This is a genomic window from Methanolobus sp. (assembly GCF_016278365.1).
GTDB lineage: Archaea > Halobacteriota > Methanosarcinia > Methanosarcinales > Methanosarcinaceae > Methanolobus.
On record NZ_JADQBZ010000007.1, the window covers coordinates 50,091 to 71,851 of the forward strand.

20 protein-coding genes are annotated in these 21,761 nt (G+C 46.4%); 14 read left to right on the top strand and 6 right to left on the bottom strand.

Translation table 11 applies throughout. From position 1 onward, the window contains the following. Nucleotides 1-2 precede the first annotated feature (2 nt). The 11 genes from QZZ22_RS07725 (at nucleotide 3) to QZZ22_RS07775 (ending at nucleotide 13,642) form a co-directional block, all read left to right on the top strand. Nucleotides 3-1,187 (top strand): mechanosensitive ion channel domain-containing protein, encoded by a 1,185-nt coding sequence (locus QZZ22_RS07725; protein WP_292464098.1) that lies wholly within the window; start codon nucleotides 3-5, stop codon nucleotides 1,185-1,187. A gap of 91 nt (nucleotides 1,188-1,278) precedes the next feature. After that, nucleotides 1,279-2,160: a prephenate dehydratase gene (gene pheA / locus QZZ22_RS07730; RefSeq protein ID WP_292463854.1), complete on the top strand. Its 882-nt coding sequence runs from the start codon at nucleotides 1,279-1,281 to the stop codon at nucleotides 2,158-2,160. Nucleotides 2,161-2,202: 42 nt separating this feature from the next. Next, nucleotides 2,203-3,087, top strand: coding sequence for a hypothetical protein (locus QZZ22_RS07735; protein WP_292463856.1), 885 nt, complete (start codon nucleotides 2,203-2,205; stop codon nucleotides 3,085-3,087). Between the two features lie 73 nt (nucleotides 3,088-3,160). After that, entirely contained in the window at nucleotides 3,161-4,132 is a 972-nt protein-coding gene (locus tag QZZ22_RS07740) for a MoxR family ATPase (RefSeq protein ID WP_292463857.1), read from the top strand. A 40-nt stretch (nucleotides 4,133-4,172) separates the two neighbouring features. Beyond that, complete coding sequence (locus tag QZZ22_RS07745) at nucleotides 4,173-5,054, top strand: DUF58 domain-containing protein (protein ID WP_292463858.1); 882 nt, start codon at nucleotides 4,173-4,175, stop codon at nucleotides 5,052-5,054. Beyond that, nucleotides 5,054-6,925, top strand: coding sequence for a VWA domain-containing protein (locus tag QZZ22_RS07750; RefSeq protein ID WP_292463859.1), 1,872 nt, complete (start codon nucleotides 5,054-5,056; stop codon nucleotides 6,923-6,925). The genes QZZ22_RS07745 and QZZ22_RS07750 overlap by 1 nt, the downstream gene beginning before the upstream one ends. Then, nucleotides 6,925-9,375: a VWA domain-containing protein gene (locus QZZ22_RS07755; protein ID WP_292463860.1), complete on the top strand. Its 2,451-nt coding sequence runs from the start codon at nucleotides 6,925-6,927 to the stop codon at nucleotides 9,373-9,375. The genes QZZ22_RS07750 and QZZ22_RS07755 overlap by 1 nt, the downstream gene beginning before the upstream one ends. A gap of 303 nt (nucleotides 9,376-9,678) precedes the next feature. Then, entirely contained in the window at nucleotides 9,679-10,980 is a 1,302-nt protein-coding gene (locus QZZ22_RS07760; protein ID WP_292463861.1) for an O-acetylhomoserine aminocarboxypropyltransferase/cysteine synthase family protein, read from the top strand. Further along, a complete protein-coding gene (locus tag QZZ22_RS07765) occupies nucleotides 10,977-12,449 on the top strand; it encodes a homoserine O-acetyltransferase (RefSeq protein WP_292463862.1) in 1,473 nt (490 codons plus the stop codon). Before QZZ22_RS07760 ends, QZZ22_RS07765 begins: the two co-directional genes overlap by 4 nt. A 128-nt stretch (nucleotides 12,450-12,577) precedes the next feature. Next, nucleotides 12,578-12,949: a MarR family transcriptional regulator gene (locus QZZ22_RS07770; RefSeq protein WP_292463863.1), complete on the top strand. Its 372-nt coding sequence runs from the start codon at nucleotides 12,578-12,580 to the stop codon at nucleotides 12,947-12,949. 78 nt (nucleotides 12,950-13,027) lie between these two features. Next, nucleotides 13,028-13,642, top strand: coding sequence for a 4Fe-4S binding protein (locus QZZ22_RS07775; RefSeq protein ID WP_292463864.1), 615 nt, complete (start codon nucleotides 13,028-13,030; stop codon nucleotides 13,640-13,642). 163 nt (nucleotides 13,643-13,805) lie between these two features. On the opposite strand, the gene QZZ22_RS07780 is transcribed toward QZZ22_RS07775, so the two are convergent. After that, a complete protein-coding gene (locus tag QZZ22_RS07780) occupies nucleotides 13,806-14,204 on the bottom strand; it encodes an immunoglobulin-like domain-containing protein (RefSeq protein WP_292463865.1) in 399 nt (132 codons plus the stop codon). 281 nt (nucleotides 14,205-14,485) lie between these two features. Between QZZ22_RS07780 and QZZ22_RS07785 the strand changes: the two genes are divergently transcribed. Then, on the top strand, nucleotides 14,486-15,586 hold the full coding sequence (locus QZZ22_RS07785) for a hypothetical protein (RefSeq protein ID WP_292463866.1): 1,101 nt from the start codon (nucleotides 14,486-14,488) through the stop codon (nucleotides 15,584-15,586). A gap of 134 nt (nucleotides 15,587-15,720) precedes the next feature. After that, nucleotides 15,721-16,155 carry an SRPBCC domain-containing protein gene (locus QZZ22_RS07790; RefSeq protein ID WP_292463867.1) on the top strand — a complete coding sequence of 145 codons (435 nt, stop codon included), beginning with the start codon at nucleotides 15,721-15,723 and terminating at the stop codon, nucleotides 16,153-16,155. Nucleotides 16,156-16,158: 3 nt separating this feature from the next. Here the strand turns inward: QZZ22_RS07790 and QZZ22_RS07795 are convergent, their stop codons facing one another. Further along, the gene (locus QZZ22_RS07795) at nucleotides 16,159-17,256 is read right to left on the bottom strand and encodes a citrate/2-methylcitrate synthase (protein ID WP_292463868.1); all 1,098 of its coding nucleotides are present in this window, start codon (nucleotides 17,254-17,256) and stop codon (nucleotides 16,159-16,161) included. A gap of 174 nt (nucleotides 17,257-17,430) precedes the next feature. Then, nucleotides 17,431-20,196, bottom strand: a complete 2,766-nt coding sequence (gene acnA / locus QZZ22_RS07800) for an aconitate hydratase AcnA (protein WP_292463869.1) — start codon at nucleotides 20,194-20,196, stop codon at nucleotides 17,431-17,433. A 193-nt stretch (nucleotides 20,197-20,389) separates the two neighbouring features. Here acnA and QZZ22_RS07805 point away from each other — a divergent pair, with 193 nt between their 5' ends. Then, nucleotides 20,390-20,557 (top strand): hypothetical protein, encoded by a 168-nt coding sequence (locus QZZ22_RS07805; RefSeq protein ID WP_292463870.1) that lies wholly within the window; start codon nucleotides 20,390-20,392, stop codon nucleotides 20,555-20,557. Nucleotides 20,558-20,617: 60 nt separating this feature from the next. Here QZZ22_RS07805 and QZZ22_RS07810 read toward each other — a convergent pair whose 3' ends face one another. From QZZ22_RS07810 to QZZ22_RS07820, 3 genes are all read right to left on the bottom strand, one after another. Then, complete coding sequence (locus QZZ22_RS07810) at nucleotides 20,618-20,812, bottom strand: B12-binding domain-containing protein (RefSeq protein WP_292463871.1); 195 nt, start codon at nucleotides 20,810-20,812, stop codon at nucleotides 20,618-20,620. Continuing rightward, nucleotides 20,800-20,925 carry a hypothetical protein gene (locus QZZ22_RS07815; RefSeq protein ID WP_292463872.1) on the bottom strand — a complete coding sequence of 42 codons (126 nt, stop codon included), beginning with the start codon at nucleotides 20,923-20,925 and terminating at the stop codon, nucleotides 20,800-20,802. The genes QZZ22_RS07810 and QZZ22_RS07815 overlap by 13 nt, the downstream gene beginning before the upstream one ends. Before the next feature lie 61 nt (nucleotides 20,926-20,986). After that, a complete protein-coding gene (locus QZZ22_RS07820) occupies nucleotides 20,987-21,418 on the bottom strand; it encodes a hypothetical protein (protein WP_292463874.1) in 432 nt (143 codons plus the stop codon). Nucleotides 21,419-21,761: the final 343 nt, after the last annotated feature.

Genomic DNA, 21,761 nt, shown 5'->3' on the forward strand with positions numbered 1-21,761 from the left:
TAATGCCCCTTCAGGATTTTACAGCAAGCATTTTTTCATTTGTTATAACTTTGTTGCTTATACTGTTGCTCAAATATCTCTTCAGGGAAAAGATGTTCTTTTCCAAGGATAAGATCATACAGCAGCTGGTCATTCTTATCATTCTTGTCATTGGTATGGGAATAGTTGTATTGACTCTTCCCCTGAGCACTGAAGACAAGAATATTATTCTTACTCTAACAGGTATCGTCATCGGTGCGACCATAACCTTTTCTTCGACCACATTTGTAGCCAATGCCATGGCAGGTATAATGCTCAGGATGATCAGTCCTTTCAGAAAGGGCGATTTTATCAAGATAAATGATACGTTCGGAAGGGTCACTGAGATAAATTTCCTGCATACTCAGATACAGTCCATTGACAGGGACCTTGTCATGATCCCAAACCAAAAACTGATATCAGACCCTCTCAAGACCATCCGTTCATCGGGAACCATTATCACAACCAGTGTTTCCCTTGGATATGACATTTCACGTAAGAGCATTGAAAAGAACCTGCTGCTTGCAGCTGAAAATACAGGTCTTGAAAGCCCTTTTGTACATGTCACAAACCTTGGGGATTTTTCAGTCACCTATAAGGTAGGAGGACTGCTCAAAGATCTGGAAAGCCTTATCACCAAAAGGTCTGATTTCAAAAAGAACGTCATGGATTCACTGCATGGAGCTGATATTGAGATAGTTTCACCCACTTTCATGAATCAGAGAGTTTTCGGTCAGGATTATGTATGTATTCCTCCTGAAGAGAAGGACGAAACTCCGTCTCAACCGGATGTGACCGTGCCAAAAACCGAGGATATAATATTTGATAAAGCCATAGAAGCCCGAAATCTGGATGCTATATATACTAATTGGGACCATTTTACAGAGAGAAAGAAGTCACTCGAAGGAAAACTAAAAGAGCTGAAAGATGAAAAAACCATAGAACAAGTGAAACTTGAACTATTGTCCCTGCTAAAACAGGAAGAGGAACTGAAGCCATCTCTGGAGATACTCAGGAACAGTGCTGACATCCAAACTGATATGGATGATAAAGAAAGAGAACGCATTCTTAATCTTATAGTTGATCTTGAGGCAAAAGAGCTTGTAATTGACGAGAACTACCGCAAATTGGAGAACAGGGTAGAAAGGCTGCTGAAAAGGCATACATAGATTTTTATATATCTATATCGATGATTCATCGGACGGCAGATTATTCAAAATGAAGAAAAATACTTCAAACTAAAGGTTGTTTACACTCTCAATGATAATAGGCGTGCTTGGACCCAAAGGTTCCTATACGGAAAAGGCAGCTCAACAGTGGCTTGCTGAGAAACGCAGTAATGAGTGCAGAATTAAATGCAATGATGCACAGGAGGGTGATTTAGCTCTTGAATATTGCGAGGATATACAGGATGTTTTCTCATTCCTTCGTGCCGGTTCTTTAGATGTTGGCCTTGTACCTGTGGAAAACTCCATTGAAGGATCCGTCGGGATCACTCTTGACATGCTCCTTGAACATGATGTTGCAATTGTAGGGGAAACTGTTGTTGCGATCGAGCATTGCCTCCTGTCAAAAGGCAGAAAGGAAGATATCAGGATAATCCTCTCGCATCCTCAGGCCCTTGCTCAGTGCAGGCATTTCCTTAAAGAGAACTTCAAAGGAGTTGAACTGCGGACTACGGGAAGTACATCCCACGCCGCAAGGCTCGCCACGGAGTTCGAGGAAATGGCAGCCATCGCATCCCGCGAATCTGCTCAGACGTATGGCCTGAATGTCCTGTTATCCAATATTCAGGACAGGGAACACAATCACACCCGTTTTCTTACTATAGTGCGCTCAGAATCTTCCTCAATCTATTCCAACCACATCGGAAATGTATACAAGACATCAATAATACTCTACCTGGACCGTGACAGGCCCGGAGCTCTTTATGAGATACTTGGGGAGTTTTCCCTCCGGAAAATAAATCTCACCAGAATAGAGTCAAGACCTTCTAAAAAAAAACTTGGCGATTACCTGTTCTATATAGATCTGGAAGGCAGCACAAGCGATGATAATATAAAAGAAGCAATATATAATATAGAGTCAAAAGTAGGTATGCTCAAAATGCTTGGCTCATATCCGGCATCTAACCCGGTATGAAACTCGTGTAACAGCAAATAATAATTAAAAGCGGTGCTTAAAATGGACATCAGGAAGTTCGTGCAAACCCAGGAAGCTGCCCTGAAGAAGTACCGCAGGACCTATAAACTGCTTGATTTCCTCACCATCCTTACATTATTTTACACACTAATGGTGGTCCTGAGTATTGACCAGGCATTGCCGATCATCCGCACCTTTGAGGTACGTGCGGGAACAGCTTACAACGTGGCAGGCCTCAGCATTGCTTTTGAAACAGTGGTGCTTCTGACAATATCCGTACTCGTATCTCTGGTGCTGACTTTCATTCTGCACAGAAAAGATAAGAAGATTAGCACTATTGAACTGGTTGAAGAAAAATATCCCAGCCTACGGGAAAGGCTTCGCACTGCCTATGACAACATAAGCCTTGACACTATTATAGCCAATGACCTGAAGCAGACAGTGTCTTCAGCTGTTGAAAGCGTAAGGTCATCTATGTTCCTCCGGAAAAAGAGGGTGAACTTTGGTTTAATTGTGTTAATAGCTTCTGTTCTGCTGCTGACTTTTGTGACTTTGAACGATATACATGCAGACATGACCCCGGAAGACTGGAAAGGCTTGGTAGACAATCTCCCCTTCGTTCCAGACAGCTCAAATGGAGATGATCTCGTCGTCATCGATGACGACCCTCAGGAAAGTGCGGGTACAGAGAACCTTACAGGACCTTCTGCAGTCATCGTGGTGGAGGGGACGGAAGTGGACCTTAGCTTACCTCCGGGATCCGGAGTTGGCTTCAATCCGGGTAATGATACTGAACAGGATACGGACTTTGTGCCATCCTCAAGTTACGAGATCGATGCTATATCCTCGGATACGTACTACGAAAGTTTCCCGGCGGGCTATGAAAGTGTGATCAAGTCTTACTTTGAGAAGATGGCAGAAGAATAACAGGGTTGACTGCCGGATTACTAAATTTATATTTACCAATACATCCAAAGGACGAGAACAAAGGAGAAAACTAATGGCTAGCGACATTAACTCAAGGGATCTGACACAAACATACAGGGTTGCCGGAGATATGTTTGGCACCCTTTTCAAGGAAATCGGAAAGGTGGTTGTCGGTCAGAACGATACCGTAGAGCAGATAATTATTGCGATACTGTGCAACGGGCACGCTCTGGTCGAGAGTAACCCGGGACTGGGCAAGACCCTCACCATATCTACTATCTCAAAGTCAATGGACCTCAATTTCAGCAGGATACAGTGTACCCCTGACCTCATGCCGGCTGATATCACAGGAACTCATTTCATCGAAGAAACCGGTGGCTCAAAACATTTCAAATTCGAGCCCGGACCCCTGTTTGCCAATATAGTGCTTGCTGATGAGATAAACCGTGCATCGCCAAAAACACAGTCCGCACTCCTTGAAGCTATGCAGGAAAAACAGATAACTGTCGGTAATGACACTTTCCTGCTGGAGCAGCCGTTCTTCATTCTTGCCACACAGAACCCTATAGAAATGGAAGGCACATTCCCGCTTCCGGAGGCTCAGCTTGACAGGTTCCTCCTCAAGATACTGGTGGATTATCCAAGCTATGAGGATGAGATAGAGATAGTGAACCGCTATACACGCTCCATAATGCCTACTGTTGGCAAGGTTGTTAACAAGAACACGCTCCTTGACCTGCAGAGGCTCACAAGGGACGTGCCTATCGCTGACGACATCAAGAGCCGTGTGATCAAGATAGTTATGACCACACGTATCAGGAGCGAGTTCATAGAGTACGGTGCTTCCCCGAGGGCTTCCATTGGCCTTATCCTTGCAGCAAAGGCACGGGCACTGATCAAGGGGAGGAACTACGTCAGTAATGAGGACATTGAGGCCATGGCCTATCCGGTCCTGAGGCACAGGATAATACTGAGCTTTGAATCCGAAAGGAAAGGGATCACAACAGACCAGGTTATCAGGAATATCCTCGAAAAGACCAAATAACCTTCCACTCCTGAGAAACACCCAGATCCAATATCCGGCAATGAGCGACAAGAAACATACTATCGATGTTGACTTTTTCAGGCAGCTTGACCGCTTCACTTTCATGGTGAAGAAAAGGATGTCGAGCACATACGCTGGAAACAGGCGTTCCCTTCACAGCGGCAAAGGACTTGATACGGTCGGCTACAGGGAGTACAACCGGGGAGACGAACTCCGATCAGTTGACTGGAAAGCCTATGCACGCTCTGAGAAGCTCTACGTGCGCCAGTTCGAAGAGGAAAAGTCCCTCACTACCCATATCTTACTTGATGCCAGCAAAAGTATGGACTACGGGAGCGGTGATATATCCAAGTTCGAATATGCAACGATGCTGGCAGCCGGTTTTGCATACCTTGTTACAAGGGACAATGACAAGTTTGCTATCTCGACATTCTCTCAGGATGTAGATATCACAAAACCGCGCCGGGGAAAGAGATACCTGTTGCAGATGATCGATAGGCTGGAGGAAGTGCATCTTGAAGGCAGGACTGCCATCGACCAGGTCACCTCCCAGTATGTCAAAGCTATCAGTTCAAGGTCCCTGATAATTATAATTTCGGATCTCCTTGATGATCCCGCATCTATCGAGTCAGCCGTTTATCGCTTTGCTGACCATGACCTCATACTTATACAGGTCCTTGACAGAGCAGAAAGTATGCTTACCCTGCACGGTCACAGTAAGCTGGTAGATGTTGAAACGGGAGCAAAGCTGGATACTTACGTCAGCGAGGACTTCAAGAATGAATACCAGAAAAAGCTGACAGAGCATATTTCCAGGATTACTGCTGTGTGTGACAGGGTCGGCGCTGAGTTCTATACCGTTACCACCGACGTACCTGTTTTTGAAGCCTTCCTCAACACCATCAGCAGGAGGATGTGGTAATGCCTTTCGAATCACCTCTTGCACTTGCAGCTCTTGCAAGCGTGATACCGCTTATACTGTTATACCTGCTACGCCCGAAACCGCTTCAGGTGCTTGTGCCTTCCCTGATGTTCCTTATGAATATCCGGGAGGAGAAAAAGCGGTTCTACACTTCCATAACAAAACTGATAAAAGATCCGCTATTCCTGATACAGTTGCTTGTGCTGATATTACTGGCACTCGCTGCAGCAGCACCTTTCATCGAGACCCAGCAGCCTCTCAGCGGAGAGCATACTGTTATAATCATCGACTCATCCGCAAGCATGCAGACCGACGGTCGGTTCAGTGACGCGATCTCAAAGGCCGGTGACTATGTAAGTAACACGAACACTATAATCCTTGCAGAGAACGTACCCGTGACCGTGCTTTCATCTGCGGGATCCTCGGCTGCCTATGAGACTCTGGATTCCCTGCAGCCAAAGGCAGTGGTCGCAGATATCTCATCGGCCGTTTCCGCGGGGATGAGGACGCTCTCGCAGGAAGGCGGAAGGATAGTCGTCATCTCCGATTTCTCCCACTGGGACGGGGACGATCCCGTGAATGCCAAGAACCTTGCCGAATCCTACGGATTACAGGTCGAATATGTCCTTGTGGGCAGCAGTACCGGCAATGTTGGCATTATCCAGGGGGAGGTCTCGGCAGTGGAAGGAAGTTACACTTACACCGGTGTCTTGAAAAACTACAACAACGGCAGACAGAGTGTGAACCTGAATATCGTCAATGAAGGCGGAAATGCACAGCAGGTAAGTCTTAGCGTACCTGCCCGCTCCACCCAGCAATTCAAGGTGACAAATCTTAAGACAGGCATAACCGAAGTAAGGATTGCAGCCGCTGACAGTCTCATGGTCGACAACGTGGCATATATATCAGTCCCCCCCTCATCCTCCAAGCAAATGCTTGTAGTGTCAGATACCGATAAACTCCCATCCCACACCGCTCTCTCGCTCATGCCTAATGTCCAGACCAACCTGCTTGAAGGAGTGCCTTCGGACCTTTCAAAATACAGCGTTGTTGTCATTGCCAATAAGCAAAGGACTCTCGCATCCAATGAGGTATCCACTCTTAACAGCTTCATCAGGGGTGGCGGGGAAGTCGTTTTCATAGCCAGTGAAGCCCTGTCCGCGAACAAAGCAGGAACGGATCTGCAGAGCCTGCTGCCTGTAAGCACAGGCAATGTTGCGAGTGCTGAAAGGGGTGTGACGCTCAGGGTGTTGCAGGAAACAAGACTCAGCGAGGATATCAAGTTCAATGAGGTTGCAGTCTACGAGTATCTTAATGCTACCGCACGAAGAGATGCAACAACCCTTGTGGCTACCACTACAGGTACTCCTATGCTTGTCTACAGTACCTTGGGAGAGGGCACAGTGGTCTATCTGGGACTGAACGATGCTCTTGGCGAGGATGCCTGGAACAATTTCCATAACCTTCCTGAGTATCCGGTGTTCTTGTTCCAGCTGGCAGGCTGGCTTGGAGGCACCGGGAGCATCTCGGATTATAACCTGAAGACAGGCGCTGTATCCGCACTTGCCAGGGAACAGGAGATACAGACGCCAAACGGTGTGCAGACCACAAATCGTGTGCATTATGATGAAGCGGGTGTCTATACAGCTGCAGGAAAGAGGGTCGCTGTCAACCTGTATAATGACAGGGAATCCGACACAACCCTTACCGGGCAGGATGTCATAGACCGCTCAAAGGCAAAGGATTCTCCCGGTATCGTACGAGCCAGCAGCTACACCGCAAAGAACTACCTGGATACATATATGATAATCATAGTTTTCCTACTGGTCATGCTTGAATTAATGATAATCAGAAAAAGGGGTGAGCTGTAATGGTAAGCTTTGAGCATCCGGAAATGTTCTGGCTTATTCTGCCTGTCCTGATAGGCGGAATATACCTTCTAAGAAAAGCCACGAAGAAAGGCCTCATCATTTCCAGGATCATAGTTGTTGCACTGCTTATCATCGCACTGGCGTCTCCCTATACACTCAGCCCCAGGGTGACTGTGGACGACAATCCCAACATTGTCCTGATCTCCGATGAAACGGAAAGCATGAACATCTTTGACAAGCAGGCTGCAACCAATCTGTATGAATCACTGGCAGCGAAAACACCCACTACACTTGTCAGGCTCACCGGGGATAAGACTGCCCTGGGAGATGCAATTATGCAGTATTCCACAGGAGATAACCAGTTAGTAATGATAACGGACGGGAACAGCAACAGTGGAGCTGACCTTGAAGAAGCCCTGAAATTTGCACAGGATATCGGGACCACGGTATACTATGTTCAGCCCGACCTTACGTCCAACGATATCACCGCTCAAATCACTGGCGACAAGACGGTTATCGTGAACAACGTGAACCAGTTCGATATGATCATCTCCCAGGCTGGCACCGGGGAGATCAGCTACCGCTATGAGTTGTACATCAACGATCAGCTTGCAAGGAGCGCAAATGTCGTGCAGGAAGGCAGGCAGAAGAACATAACGCTTCATGACATCAAGTTCTCAAAGCTTGGAAAGCACACTATGAAACTGGTAATCATACCTTCCGGCGGTGACAGCGACAATATCAATAATGATTTCTATAAATCGGTATATGCTATCCCTAAACCCAAAATAACTGCCATCGGTCTTGAAACCGGCTCCCCCCTTGCCTATTCACTGCAAAACCTCTATGCAGTCTCAACGGCAACGGACCTGTCCAGTATAGATGGCAAGAAGGCGATAGTGATTGACAATACACACGCCAATTCCTTCTCGCAGAGCGATGTGACGAAGCTCAAAGCTTTCCTTAATGACGGACATGGGATCGTAGTAGTCGGCGGGGACCACTCATACAACTATGGTAACTACCTTGACTCTCCGATCGAGGAGATACTTCCGGTAGTATCCAGACCCACTGACTGGAGCGGAGGAAGGAATGTAGTTCTGGTGCTTGATGTATCGGGGAGTTCAGTCGATTACAATATGACTACAGACATAGTTTCAAATGCAGTCAAAATAATAAAAAATGAGAATCTAAGGGACTCACATGTAGGAATTATTACTTTTGGGAGTAAGGGGTTTGACTTCTCTAACGGACTATTATATCTTGGCACTTCTTCAAATATAGAACTTTTAGAACAGCAATTAGAAGAGATGAAATTTGGTGGTGGAGAAACCAATTTGAATGAAGGATTAGAAGTTGCTGAAACTTGGTTAGAGGATGAAACAGGTGAATTAGAAATTATAATAATTTCCGATGGAGCAATTGACTCTTACAAAGAAACAATAGCAATATCTCAAAGGCTTCATGCGAAAGGTGTTAATTTTTACTTCCTTCATATTAATTCAGGCGATAAAGGCCAAGATGGTTTACTAGACGAAAATGGTAACTATGTGAGTAAAAGAATAATGGAAGAAGTAAACGGATCTCATGTTTGGCTTGAGAAGGGAGAAAGAGCAAATATAATATTTAGCGGTATACAGCAGCCTTCCGATCAAAATGATACTGCATTTGGTTCATTCCCTCTCATAGAACTCAACACGCAGCATTTCATAACACGTAATGTTGAAGTGGAGGGTGAGATTACAGGGTACAATGATGTCACACCCAAGGCTGGAGCCGACAGGCTGGTTATCACAGCCACAGGTAAACCTGTACTCACTACCTGGAGATATGGCCTGGGGAGGGTAGCAGCCATTACAACTGATAATGGGGAGCGGGGCGGGAACAGGTGGGGAACCGCACTGTATTCCGGCAACAATTCAAAAATAGTCTCCTCAACTGTTAACTGGGCCATAGGCAACCCCCGCGAGGAAACGGGTGCAGTTGTGGAAGCACCGGATACATGGTACGGAACACCTGCCGATGTTGTGCTTACAATGTATGATACCGGCATCCCTATCCTGAAGCTCAACGGTGACAATGTTGATCTTTCCCTTACAGGGAACAATGTATATGAAGCGAGCATCAGTCCCGACACCATCGGAGTGCATGACCTTTCGGGTTATCCGCTGGCCGTCAACTATGCGCTGGAATATCGCGATGTAGGTCTCAATGAGAACCTGCCTTCCCTCATCAGGGCCTATGGGGGCAACACATATACAGAAGATGAGGCGCGTGCCAGCCTCCTTACGGAAGCCCGGCAAAAATCCCAGAAACTGGTGCGCGATATCGTCAGCCATAAGATGTATTTCCTGCTTGCCGCTCTTATAATCTTCCTTGGTGAAGTGATAGTCAGGAGAATCAGGGAAATAAGGGAAATGAAGAAAATGCAGAGCGAGATGCAGGGCTAAACCAGCCTGCATCATTCTTTTTTAGATATTCACCCAGCCTTGCTAGAATTTGTTGCCAAGAGACTTGTTATCAAGTATGATAACAAATGATTAAGCCATGGCTGCCATTGAAAATACTATCTTCCAATCGTATCAACCTGTTGCAGACCAGTTTTTTGAGTAAACATCCTGTTTTAGTAAGCTCTATTGAGGCTTTTTATTACTAATGAGCATAAATTCACAATTGTTATATGCGAAATTAATATATACTGGTTCAAACTACTACACTCTTACGTTAAAGGCATACACACAGAGGAACAGTAAATGGATAACAAGGAATATGGATTCAATACCCTTGCCCTTCACGCAGGGCAGGTCCCTGACCCTACAACAGGTTCAAGGGCAGTGCCGATATATCAGACAGCAGCTTATGTCTTCAAGGATGCAGAGCATGCAGCCAGCCTTTTCGAGCTTAAGGAATTTGGCAACATCTATACCAGGCTGATGAATCCTACCACCGATGTCCTTGAAAAAAGGGTCGCAGCAATCGAAGGCGGCACCGGAGGGCTTGCTGTAGCCTCGGGCATGTCTGCGATAACCCTGGCCATCCTCGGGGTGACCGGACCAGGAGACGAGATTGTCTCAGCCAACAACCTGTACGGTGGCACTTACCAGTTATTCAACAATACCCTGCCCAACCTCGGCAGGAAGGTCAGGTTCGTTGATTCCACAAAACCAGAAGAGTTCCGCACGGCCATCAACGAGAAGACAAAGGCCGTGTATGCGGAGATCATCGGTAATCCCAAACTTGACATACCTGACCTTGAAGCGATAGCAAGGATAGCACATGAGGCAGGGGTGCCGCTCATTGTGGACAACACCGTGGGCATAGGCATTACAAGACCTATTGACTTTGGGGCTGACATAGTTGTGCTCTCTGCCACCAAGTTCCTTGGAGGACATGGGACGACCATCGGAGGTGTCATCGTGGACTCCGGGAAGTTCAACTGGGATAACGGAAAATTCCCGGGACTGACAGAGCCTGACCCAAGCTATCATGGCCTGAGATACTGGGAGACCTTCGGAAATTTTCCTGAACTTGGCAACATAGCTTTCATCATCAAGCTCAGGGTACACCTGCTGCGTGACCTGGGACCGGCCCTGAGCCCTTTCAGCGCCTTCCTTCTCCTCCAAGGTCTTGAGACACTGCCCCTGAGAGTGGAAAGGCACAGTACCAATGCCCTTCAGGTCGCAGAGTTTCTCAGAGCGCATCCGCTTGTGGAATGGGTCAATTACCCCGGCCTTTCGGACCATCCAAGCCACGGGCTCGCAGGAAAGTACCTCCATGGAAAATACGGAGCTATCCTGGGATTCGGTATAAAGGGAGGACTTGAAGCCGGCAGGAAGTTCATTGACAGCGTGGAGCTGCTCTCCCATCTAGCAAATATCGGGGATGCAAAGACCCTGGTCATCCATCCTGCATCCACTACTCATCAGCAACTGACCGCTGAGGAAAGAAAAGCTACAGGTGTGACCGATGATTTTATCAGAATCTCAGTAGGACTTGAGGATGTCAGGGACCTGATCGCAGATATAGACCAGGCGCTGAAGAGGTCTGTAACATGAAGAACGAATCATTGGGAATTGTTGAGACTCAGTATTTTCACCTTCAAGAAGACCTGCAGCTTGAAAGTGGAAAGAAACTGTCTTCGGTGACGCTGGCATATGAGACCTACGGAAGCCTGAACACCGACAGGAGTAATGCGGTATTGGTGTGCCATGCCCTCAGCGGGGATGCGCATGCAGCCGGCTGGCATGCCGGGGACACGAAACCCGGATGGTGGGATACGATGATAGGACCGGGCAAAGCGCTTGATACTGACAGGTATTTTGTGATATGCTCCAATGTGCTGGGAGGATGCAAAGGTTCCACAGGGCCATCAAGTATCAACCCGGCCACTGGCAAACCCTACAGTATCGATTTTCCGGTGATAACCATAGGTGATATGGTTAAGGCACAAAAAGCGCTCACAGACCACTTTTCCATCAAAAAGCTATTTGCCGTCATCGGGGGCTCCATGGGCGGTGTACAGGTGCTGCAGTGGACGGTATCATACCCGGACTCCGTGAGCAAGGCGATAGCCATAGCAACAACCTCACATTCATCTCCCCAGCAGATAGCCTTCAACGAGGTAGGGAGGATAGCTATAATCTCGGACCCTAACTGGAGTGAAGGGAATTACTATTCCCAGAGCCCGCCGGTCCATGGTCTTGCACTAGCCAGAATGATCGGCCACATCACCTACCTAAGTGATGATTCGATGCAGCATAAGTTCGGAAGAAGGCTTCAGGGCAAGAATAAATATGATTTTGACCTGGCTTTCGATTTCGAGGTGGAGAGCTATCTCCATCATCAGGGCCAGTCCTTTACGAAGCGGTTCGATGCCAACACCTACCTCTACATAACCAAGGCACTTGACTATTTCGACCTAACCAGGAACGGCTCGCTCAGGGAGGGTTTAAAGGATGTCCAGGCCAAGTTCCTTATAATAGGAGTCAGTTCGGACTGGCTGTATCCGCCTTACCACTCCAGGGAGATCGTAGCCGCGCTGAGCGCCAACGACAAGGAAGCCATTTACAGGGAGATCGAATCCAACTACGGGCATGATGCATTTCTCCTGGAGACCGGGCAGTTGAATTACCTTCTGACCAATTTCCTGTCTCACGTGACGGTTGCAGATATCATGAAAAAGGATATTGTCTCTATCAGGGAAGGGATAAGCATTGAAGAGACCGCCCGGGTGATGTGCAGGGAAGAAATAACCCACCTGCCAGTGACTTCCCAGAATGGCGAACTTGCCGGGATAGTCACCTCATGGGATATATCCAAAGCCGTTGCCTTGAAATATACTTCCCCCGAGCACATCATGACCAGAGAGGTCATAACCGCAAGTCCTGAAGAGACAATCGAGAGCGCAGCAAAGAAGATGCAAAAGATGAATATCTCTGCTTTGCCGGTGGTTGACGGAAACAGGAAGATACTGGGCATAATAGGCAGTGATGAGATCAACAGACTCATCGGCGGCTACATCTGAATCTACTTTTTTCTTTCATTTTTGTAGGGGAAACAGTACTTCTGGTTCTTGAACTCTGACGCAGTACTTGGAACTATTTATATAGGCTGCTGATTTAATACAGTACTGTTACAAAACAGAGGTATTATATGATCGACTTTGCCTGTAAGGAGTTTAAGATAGAAGCTGTCATCAAATGCGGTTTGAACCTGACAAAAGCTGACCTTGAGGTTCTGAGACACTTTCTCCAGTTCGGTCAGGATTGGCTCAACACCGAGCATATTGCAGAGGATCTGGGACTTAACCTTTCAACGGTCCAGAGAAGTGTAAAGAAACTATATGAACGTAACATCCTCATCCGCTCCCAGAACAATATGGATGGCGGAGGATACTTCTTTGTCTACAAGATTCGTAGCAAAAAGGAGATAAGGGAACTCATAATGCAGGTTGTCAACAGCTGGGTGAACAGGGTCGATACTGAACTGCAGGCCTGGGCTGAAGAAAAGCACGAAAAGAAGTGATCATGTAGTACAGGTACACAGAATAAAATTATCATACTCAAAACATCCTATTCAAAATCTTAAATCAAGAGTGTAATCATGCTTAAAATAACTCCATACCTGGGCATTTTTGTCCTTATAGTATCCATCGCAGGACTCTGGTTCCCATTGCTTGGCTATTTCCTGTTGCTGGTCTTTGCCACACTTATGATCACCAGTATCTTCAGGGGAAGGTGGTTTTGCGGGAATCTCTGCCCCAGAGGAAGTTTCAATGACTTCTGGGTAAGTAGGATATCCAGAAGCCGGAAAATACCAAAATCCCTCCGGAGCTTCTGGGTGAGGGTTCCAATCCTTGCGCTTATGATGGGATTCATGGGCTACAGGCTCATATCAACACAGGGGATCATAAACCAAATCGGAATGGTCTTTGTGGTCATGTGTCTGATAACCACTACAATAGCACTCATTGTAGGTGTCAGTTTCAGTCCGCGTACATGGTGCACCTTCTGTCCCATGGGAACCATGCAGAACATCATCGGCGGTCACAAGTACAGATTGCATGTAGATAACTCAAAATGTATTGACTGCAACAAATGTGATAAGAAGTGCCCCATGCAACTTGAAGTGCATAACAACGAGCACAAACCGGATTGCATAAAGTGTGGCAGATGTGTTGCAGCCTGTCCTACAAAGGCGCTAGCATTCAAAAACTGAATATTCGGTGCAGGTAAATTTGTCTGTGATGTAAATTGCGGAAAATATGAAGGATATTCAATCCCCCTTCCTTTAGGAAGGGGCAATTAACTTTAAAATTAAATTTAGAACTAATTTTTATAATTGAAATTCTATTTATCTATCAGGCTATAATCCTGTTTATTCAGAACCTTGCTTCTATCATGAAAGTCTCTTCCAGTTCCATACTTTCATCGGTTTCAACAACTGACACGACTTTCTTAATCCTGTATTGCCCCTCTTCTATTTCATTCACAAAGACTTCTTCAGGAGTGAACCCCTGAGTGAATACTTCCCCGGGTGTCAGGATGATCATATCCATTGTCACGACCATGTCCATCTCTACAGGTTCCCAGGCTGCACTGCTAGCATTGTAGAATTCAATATCGAAAGTACGGCCGAACATGAGATTAGTGTTACCTGTGTTCCTTATATCGAATTCGATAAGATCGGACATGCTAAATGTGTCCTGGGAAATTTCCATAACTGCACCAGGTATCAACTCGCCATTATCCGCATCCGCATTCCCTGGCTCATTGTCCAAGCATCCTGCCAGGAATATAAAAGATGCAACTAATACGATTGACACTAAAGGAATCCATTTTATTTTTTTGTTCTTTTCTTGTATCATTTTCTTTTTGCCCATAGTTACCGTGCTCTTAAACGCCATGACAAGTGATAAATGATTCTATAGTTACGGATTCGGTTGCAGCTATCGTCTTTTTTGGAAGAAGAAGTAGTATATTGCGGCCATTCTTTTCATGATACGTTAGCAAAGAATTTAACCTCATGTACCATAGTATTTTCAGGGTAATAGGGGTTCATATGAAAAGCAGATCTGCGGTTTTCATGGCAGCATTGCTGCTGATTCTCATATTAAGTGGGACAGCATCCGCCCTGACAGCAAGGAACGGTGGAACTGTTGTAATAGATGATGTGATAGAGGATGATGTCTATATAGCCGGAGGTAATGTCCTGATAAGCGGGACAGTTGTCGGTGACGTCGTGATAGCCGGGGGAAGAGTAGAGGTCAGCGGCAATATCACAGAAGATCTCACTGTTGCAGCCGGTGAGGTTGTTATAACCGGGAGTGTCGGCGACGATATAAGAGTCGCAGCAGGCAACCTGACCTTCAACGGGGATGTGGAAAGCGACCTTGCCCTATTCACCGGCGATACGGTCATTGGCAGGGAAGCACTTGTGGGCGGAGTGCTTGCGTTCTCAGCTGGCCAGATGGAAATGCTTGGGAATGTCACATGGGACCTAGCAGGTTCATCTGGCACCATGGTATTTGGAGGTCATGTTGGCGGGGATGCTGAAATTCAGTCTGGGAACCTTGCAGTGCTGCCGGATGCAAGAATAGAAGGCGATCTTCGATACACTGCTCCCGAAAGGATTGAAATTCCCGACGGAACGGTCGGAGGAGAGGTCTATTACAACATGATGGCCGACAGGAGCGGGGAAGTTGGAATTATTGTGGTCCTCTGGTGGATATTCAGTTATCTTGCTCTTGTTGTTATCGGTCTTGTGGCCCTGGCAGTCTGGCCTGACAGGATGCAGCGCCTGGCACGAAGAACATCAGAAAATCCGGGAAAAGCTTTCCTGGCAGGGTTAATGATAGTGATAGCAGCTTTCGCCATCTCTCTGTTACTAATGCTCACGATCATAGGGATACCTTTTGGATTGATAATACTGATATTGACCATCATCCTGCTTTATGTAGTGAGGATAATTACAGGGCTCTGGCTTGGAAAGTGGATGTTCGCTAAAATGGGAAAAATGCAGAGACCGTGGGTGGAACTTGTATTCGGGCTCTTCGTACTGCTGCTGGTAAGTGCCATTCCGGTAATAGGGTGGCTTGTTAACCTGGTCGCTACCTTGATACCGGTCGGGAATCTGGCTGAGGAAATAAGAAGGCGTTTGTGAGATATCTTCAATTTTTGAAGAAATGAGCAAAGATGCTCGCATAAAAGTCAAAGTATAAATATGAAAGAGTATATCAATGCTTTTAACAAGCAGAGTTTTTAATATTCCCTTTTTTAAGGGAGGTTCATTTCGAGATGCAAAAGATATGCACAGACATCATTATTGATGCGCCTGCCGAGAAGGTGTGGGGCATTCTGACTGATTTTGAGAGTTTTGATAATTGGAACCCTTTTATACGGGTCAAAAAAGGAAAGCTTGAAACCGGCGCACAGCTAGAGGTTCTCCTTCAGCTGCCAGGGCACAAAGCAATAACCATGAAGCCAACTATGGTAAAGGTTGAACCAGTCCGCGAATTTCGCTGGTCTGGCAGCATGTGGGTGAAAGGTTTATTTGATGGCGAACACGCTTTCAGGATAGAGGAGCTTGATGAGAGCAGATCACGCCTTATACAGTGTGAACGATTCAAGGGAGTGCTTGTACCTCTTATTCTTCATATGATAGGGGATGAGATAAAGCAGGGATTTGAAAGCATGAACCGTGCACTGAAGAAGGAAAATGAAAAGACCTGAACTTTAAATATAGTTTGCTCTTGGCCTTATCACCCTGTTATTGGCATATTGCTCAAAGTAATGGGACACCCATCCCGATACTCTTCCTGTTGCAAACACGGATGTTGCAAGTTCTGGCGGGATATCAAGGTACTTATACACTACCGCAGAGTAGAAATCCACATTCGGAAAGATAGGTTTTCCTTTGGTTGCCATGAACTCGCGATACATAGTATGCTCCAGTGTCTCAGCCACATCATACCAATGACTATCTCCCTGTTCATCTGCGAGCCTTCTTGCAATATCCTTGAACAGTTTTGCCCTGGGATCACAGGTTTTATACACCCTGTGACCAAATCCCATCACTTTTTGTCTGTGTGATAACTTATCAAGCACATACTTTTCAGCATTTTCCGGGTGGGACACTTCATCAAGCATGTTCATTACACCTTTACGGGCACCGCCATGAAGAGGTCCTTTAAGTGTACACAGGCCTGTTATCACTGCGGAATAGATATCTGCCATCGTTGAAGCTGTAATTCTCAGGGAGAAAGTAGATGGGTTCAGTTCATGTTCCGCACTCAGGATAAAATCCTTTTCAATAGCATCAGCTTCGAGTTCAGTAGGCACTTTTCCTTTTAGCATGTATAGGAAATTGGCACCATGGGAAAGATTCTCATCCGGAGCTATCGGAAGCTGTCCGGTCTTGTACCGGTGTACTGATGCAACAAGGGTCGGGAACTTTGCCACCAGTCTGATGGACTTGCTCATGTTTGCTTCCATTGAGCTGTCATCTTTTTCCGTATCCATATGAGCAGAGCAGCAGACAGCCGTCCTCAATGAGTCCAGGGCTTCTGAACCATAGTTACAGACGTTTAATACATTCAGTATATCACTATTGATGTATCGCTCACTCCTGAGCTTTTTGGAATAGCTGTCAAGCTCCCGCTGGTCAGGAACCTTTCCGTGTATCAGAAGGTATGATACTGCATCATAAGACATCTGTCCCAGTTGTTCAACTTCGATCCCCCTGTATTTCAAAATTCCCTGTCTACCATCGATAGAACATATGCTGGTATCCAGAGCTAAAACATCTTCAAGTCCTTTTTTCGTATCTTGCATATAAGTGCCCCCTACGCAGGAAATCTACGTTTTGGTAGAAAGATGTCCATAATGGATTGGACATACAGTTATAGAGTCACTAAAAGTCCGTCTCAAATTGACCGGACATTATTCAATGAATGAGTAAAACACATTAAGTATGTGTGATTAAATGTGATTAATAGGTAAAGAGGATTATTCCCCTTTAATCCTATCCCTCAGGAACTTATGCAATATTCCACCGTTCCTGTAATATTCTATCTCAATAGCAGAGTTCAGCATTACGATTACATTGAACTGTTTCTGACCTTCGCTACCTATGGCTGTGACGCAGAGCTCGCCAAATGGTTTCAACCTGTCGATTCCCTGGATATCAAAGGTTTCCCTGCCTGTCAGTCCCAGGCTTTCAGCAGTCTCTCCGTCCCTGAACCTGAGTGGCAGCACACCCATACCAACAAGGTTGCTGCGGTGTATCCTTTCAAACGACTCTGCAATGACTGCTTTTACACCCAGCAGCTGTGTGCCTTTTGCGGCCCAGTCCCGGGAACTGCCGGTTCCATACTCCTTTCCGGCAAGGATGATAAGCGGAGTGTGGGATTCTACATATTTCATTGCTGCCGGATAAATATACATCTCCTCACCTGTGGGGTGATAGAGAGTCCAGGAACCTTCTTTTGCAGGAGTGAGCTTGTTCTTCAGGCGCACATTCCCAAATGTCCCCCTCATCATGACTTCATGATTTCCACGTCTGGATCCGTAAGAGTTGAAGTTCTTTTCATCGACTCCCCTGGAGAGAAGGTACTGGCCTGCCGGATAGTTGGTACGTATGGAGCCTGCAGGAGAAATATGATCAGTAGTGATGCTGTCACCTACCATTACAAGGACGTGCGCATTCTTTATGTCAGCTAGCGGGGCTGCTACAGGCGGGAAGTCCTTGAAGAATGGCGGCTCCTGTATGTAAGTAGAGTCCTTGTCCCAATCATATAGCAGTCCGGAAGGAGCATTGAGCTCTCTCCAGAGCGATGTTCCCTTGAAAACATTGGAATATTCCTTTTCGAACATCTCCGGAGTGATAAAGTCCTTTGTATAATTGTCTATTATTTCTTTCCCGGGCCAGATGTCCTTCAGGTATACAGGCTGCCCGTTAGGATCACATGCGATAGGCTCTGTAGTAAGATCGATATCTACAGTTCCTGCCAGCGCATAGGCAACTACGAGCATAGGCGATGCAAGGTAGTTGGCTTTGACCTGGGCATTGATCCTGCCTTCGAAATTCCTGTTACCGCTAAGCACTGCTGCAACGGTGAGGTCCTTTTTCTCGATCTCCTTTGAAACGGCCTCATTGAGAGGACCGCTGTTACCGATACAAGTGAGGCATCCATAGCCTACAACGTGGAAGCCAAGCGCCTCCATATATGGCATGAGGCCTGCCTTTGTGAGATAATCAGTAATGACACGTGATCCCGGCGCCAGGCTGGTCTTCACGAATGGCTTGACCTTAAGCCCGCGTTCCACTGCATTCTTTGCGAGAAGTCCTGCCTCCATCATAAGCGAAGGATTGGAGGTGTTGGTACAGGATGTTATAGAGGCGATGACCACTGAGCCATGTGAGACGTTCATATCATCCGCACACTTGACTTTAGCGATGCCGGTGTGGTGTGGTGCTGCAGCAATGCTATAGCCGCCTTCCCCCAGCCAGCGGCTGTAATCTTCCCCATTTGGAGTCTTGCTGTTCTTTGCTTCAAAGGCTTCCTTCATGGTCTGATGGAATGCAGTTGACATATCCTGTATGGCAATGTGGTCCTGGGGTCTCTTAGGCCCTGCAAGGCAGGGTGAGACAGTGCTCATGTCAAGTTCAAGGGTGGAGCTGAAAGCCGGCTCAGGAGAGTCCTCTGTCATGAAAAGGCCCTGCTCCTTGCAGTATTCCCTGACAAGATTGATGTGCTCCCCGGTTCTGCCTGTCTGGAGCATGTAATCGAGTGTCCTCTCATCCACAGGACAGAAACCCATGGTCGCACCGTATTCAGGAGCCATGTTGGCAAGTATTGCCCTGTCAGCCAGGTCAAGTGTCCTGTATCCGGGGCCGAAGAATTCTACGAATTTGCCCACAACACCATGTTTCCTGAGCATCTGCACAACAGTCAGTACCAAGTCTGTGGAATTGACACCTTCCATGAGCTCTCCGGTAAGCCTGAACCCGACGACCTCGGGCACAGGCATGTAGTAAGGCTGTCCGAGCATGACTGCTTCGGCCTCAATACCGCCTACTCCCCAGCCCAGCACACCAAGTCCGTTTATCATGGTGGTGTGGGAGTCAGTGCCCACAAGGGTGTCAGGATAGGCGATCACTTCGGAGCCTTTCTCCACAACATGCACCAGAGGAGCCAGGTACTCAAGATTGACCTGGTGGATGATACCGCTTGCCGGAGGGACAACTCTCATGTTGTCAAAAGCTTTCTGCGCCCAGTGAAGCACTTCGTAGCGCTCCTTGTTCCTGTGGAATTCGTACTTCTCGTTGCAGTGAAGCGCATAGGAGGTGCCGTAGTAGTCCACCTGGATGGAGTGGTCGATAACAAGATCAGCGGGTATAACAGGATTGATCTTCTTCGGATCTCCCCCAAGTCTCTGCATGGCCGACCTTATGGCAGCAATATCAACAACTGCGGGCACACCTGTAAAGTCCTGGAGTATCACTCTTGAGGGAACAAAAGGAATATCGGATTCCGGAGCAGAGTCAGGGCTCCATTTTGCAAGGTTTTTGACGTCATCTCCGGTAATGACCTCTCCGTCAATGTTCCTCAGGACCGCTTCAAGCAGGACCCTGATAGAGTATGGCAAGCCTGAAAGGTTAACAACACCAAGTTCTTCCAGTTTTTTCAGGCGGTAGAGAGTTATTTTTTTACCGCCAAGGTCAAGAGTCTGTTTAGCCCCGAAGGGGTCATTAGCAAGAATACCTTCCATGAATGTCACCTATGGTAATTAACACGAATAATATAAATGGTTATTTAAACGGATCTTGTTTCCGTTATCTGTAATGCTGCAACAGCAATCTTCAAAGCCGGATAATGTCTTCACGGCCCTATCTTCCGCAGATTTATGATTGAACGCCCATAAAATCTACAGGAATATATAACTTTGCCTGCATACAGCCCTTATGAACGCCGGAGCCGACAAGGCCAGGTCTCTGGAGCTTTTGGTAAGTAATACCAAGATGGTCCTGATCAGCACCCACGATCCCTTTCTGGCACTGTCGGGGGATCAATGTCTGGTCATTAAAAGGGTGAGGTTCTCTAAACAGAAACCATTAGAAAAGAATATTTGATATAGAAGGAGGGAGGTTTCGCATTTTAGCGAAACCTCTGGATGGAGAGTTTATTGGAAGTCACACTTCAGCTACAATGTTGCCAAAACAGCACATCCCATTTTTTGAACCTGCCGGTAGCGATGTGAACGCAGAGATCCCTGACTCAACGATCCGGGATGCTGCAAACATTTGGGGCAACTGGCACCTGCCCTCTTCAAAAAGGTCACCAAAGAATCTCATGCCTTCGATGAAGCCATGCTCTATAAGCTGCACGAGTCCACACCTGCTTTGATGGCCTCGAGTGCTATTTCTTCAACCGCGCTCTCACTTAGATATATGGCCGCATTTTTTGTCCTGTCAATGATCTTTTCCTTTACATGATCCACATTATTCACCTTTGTTCAGCTTTCTTTGTTCAACATTCTTCAATCGTTTATAGTAGGATTATCACAAGTATGCTATTATACCAAAATCCAGCGTCAGGGAAAGGAATATAGCTATCAGCGAGAACACAATTATCACGAGGTAGTTCAGGCGTTCCTTTGATAGCGAGATGCTCCTTACGATATACTCGAGCCCTTCGTAATCGGTTTCGTTTAAGGGCCTTCTTTCTTCCACCTTCCGGAGCAGTTCCAGATCATTCAGGACACCTACACGCCGAGTTGCAATATGATACCTGTGAGCGAAGAATGCAAAGTAGCCAATGACACCCAGATAAAAGAAAGCTTTTGACAGGAGCCCGTTGTAGTGGTCCGCGATAATTACCATCCTGACCAGGATAGCTGATATAATGCCCAGCCAGAAATAGAACTGGACGGTTCTGAGGCTGTGAGCTCTTGGAATATAGATGTTTATTGCATTCGATACTGAATCTGTCATAATTATCCTTCTGCCTGTATCCCTGCGATTTTTTGTTCTTTTGGTATTCAATTGCCCTTATCTGATGATTCAATTGAATTACTAATTTAAAGTAACCAGAATCCTACTACCTATTTTATAATATATAAATATACCTCAATTAGCGCTTTGTTCGAAAAGGAGGATTTTATCGGACAACGAAATGAATTTTCGGACAAAAATACGAATATTCAAATAAGGTCTCTGTAGAAATCCTCATTTGAATTACATAGACAAAATTGGTAAAAAGGCAGTTTGGCACATGGTTGTAAAATTGCTTGTGTGTTTTACCAAGGATTGTAATTAACTTATGGTGCATATAATT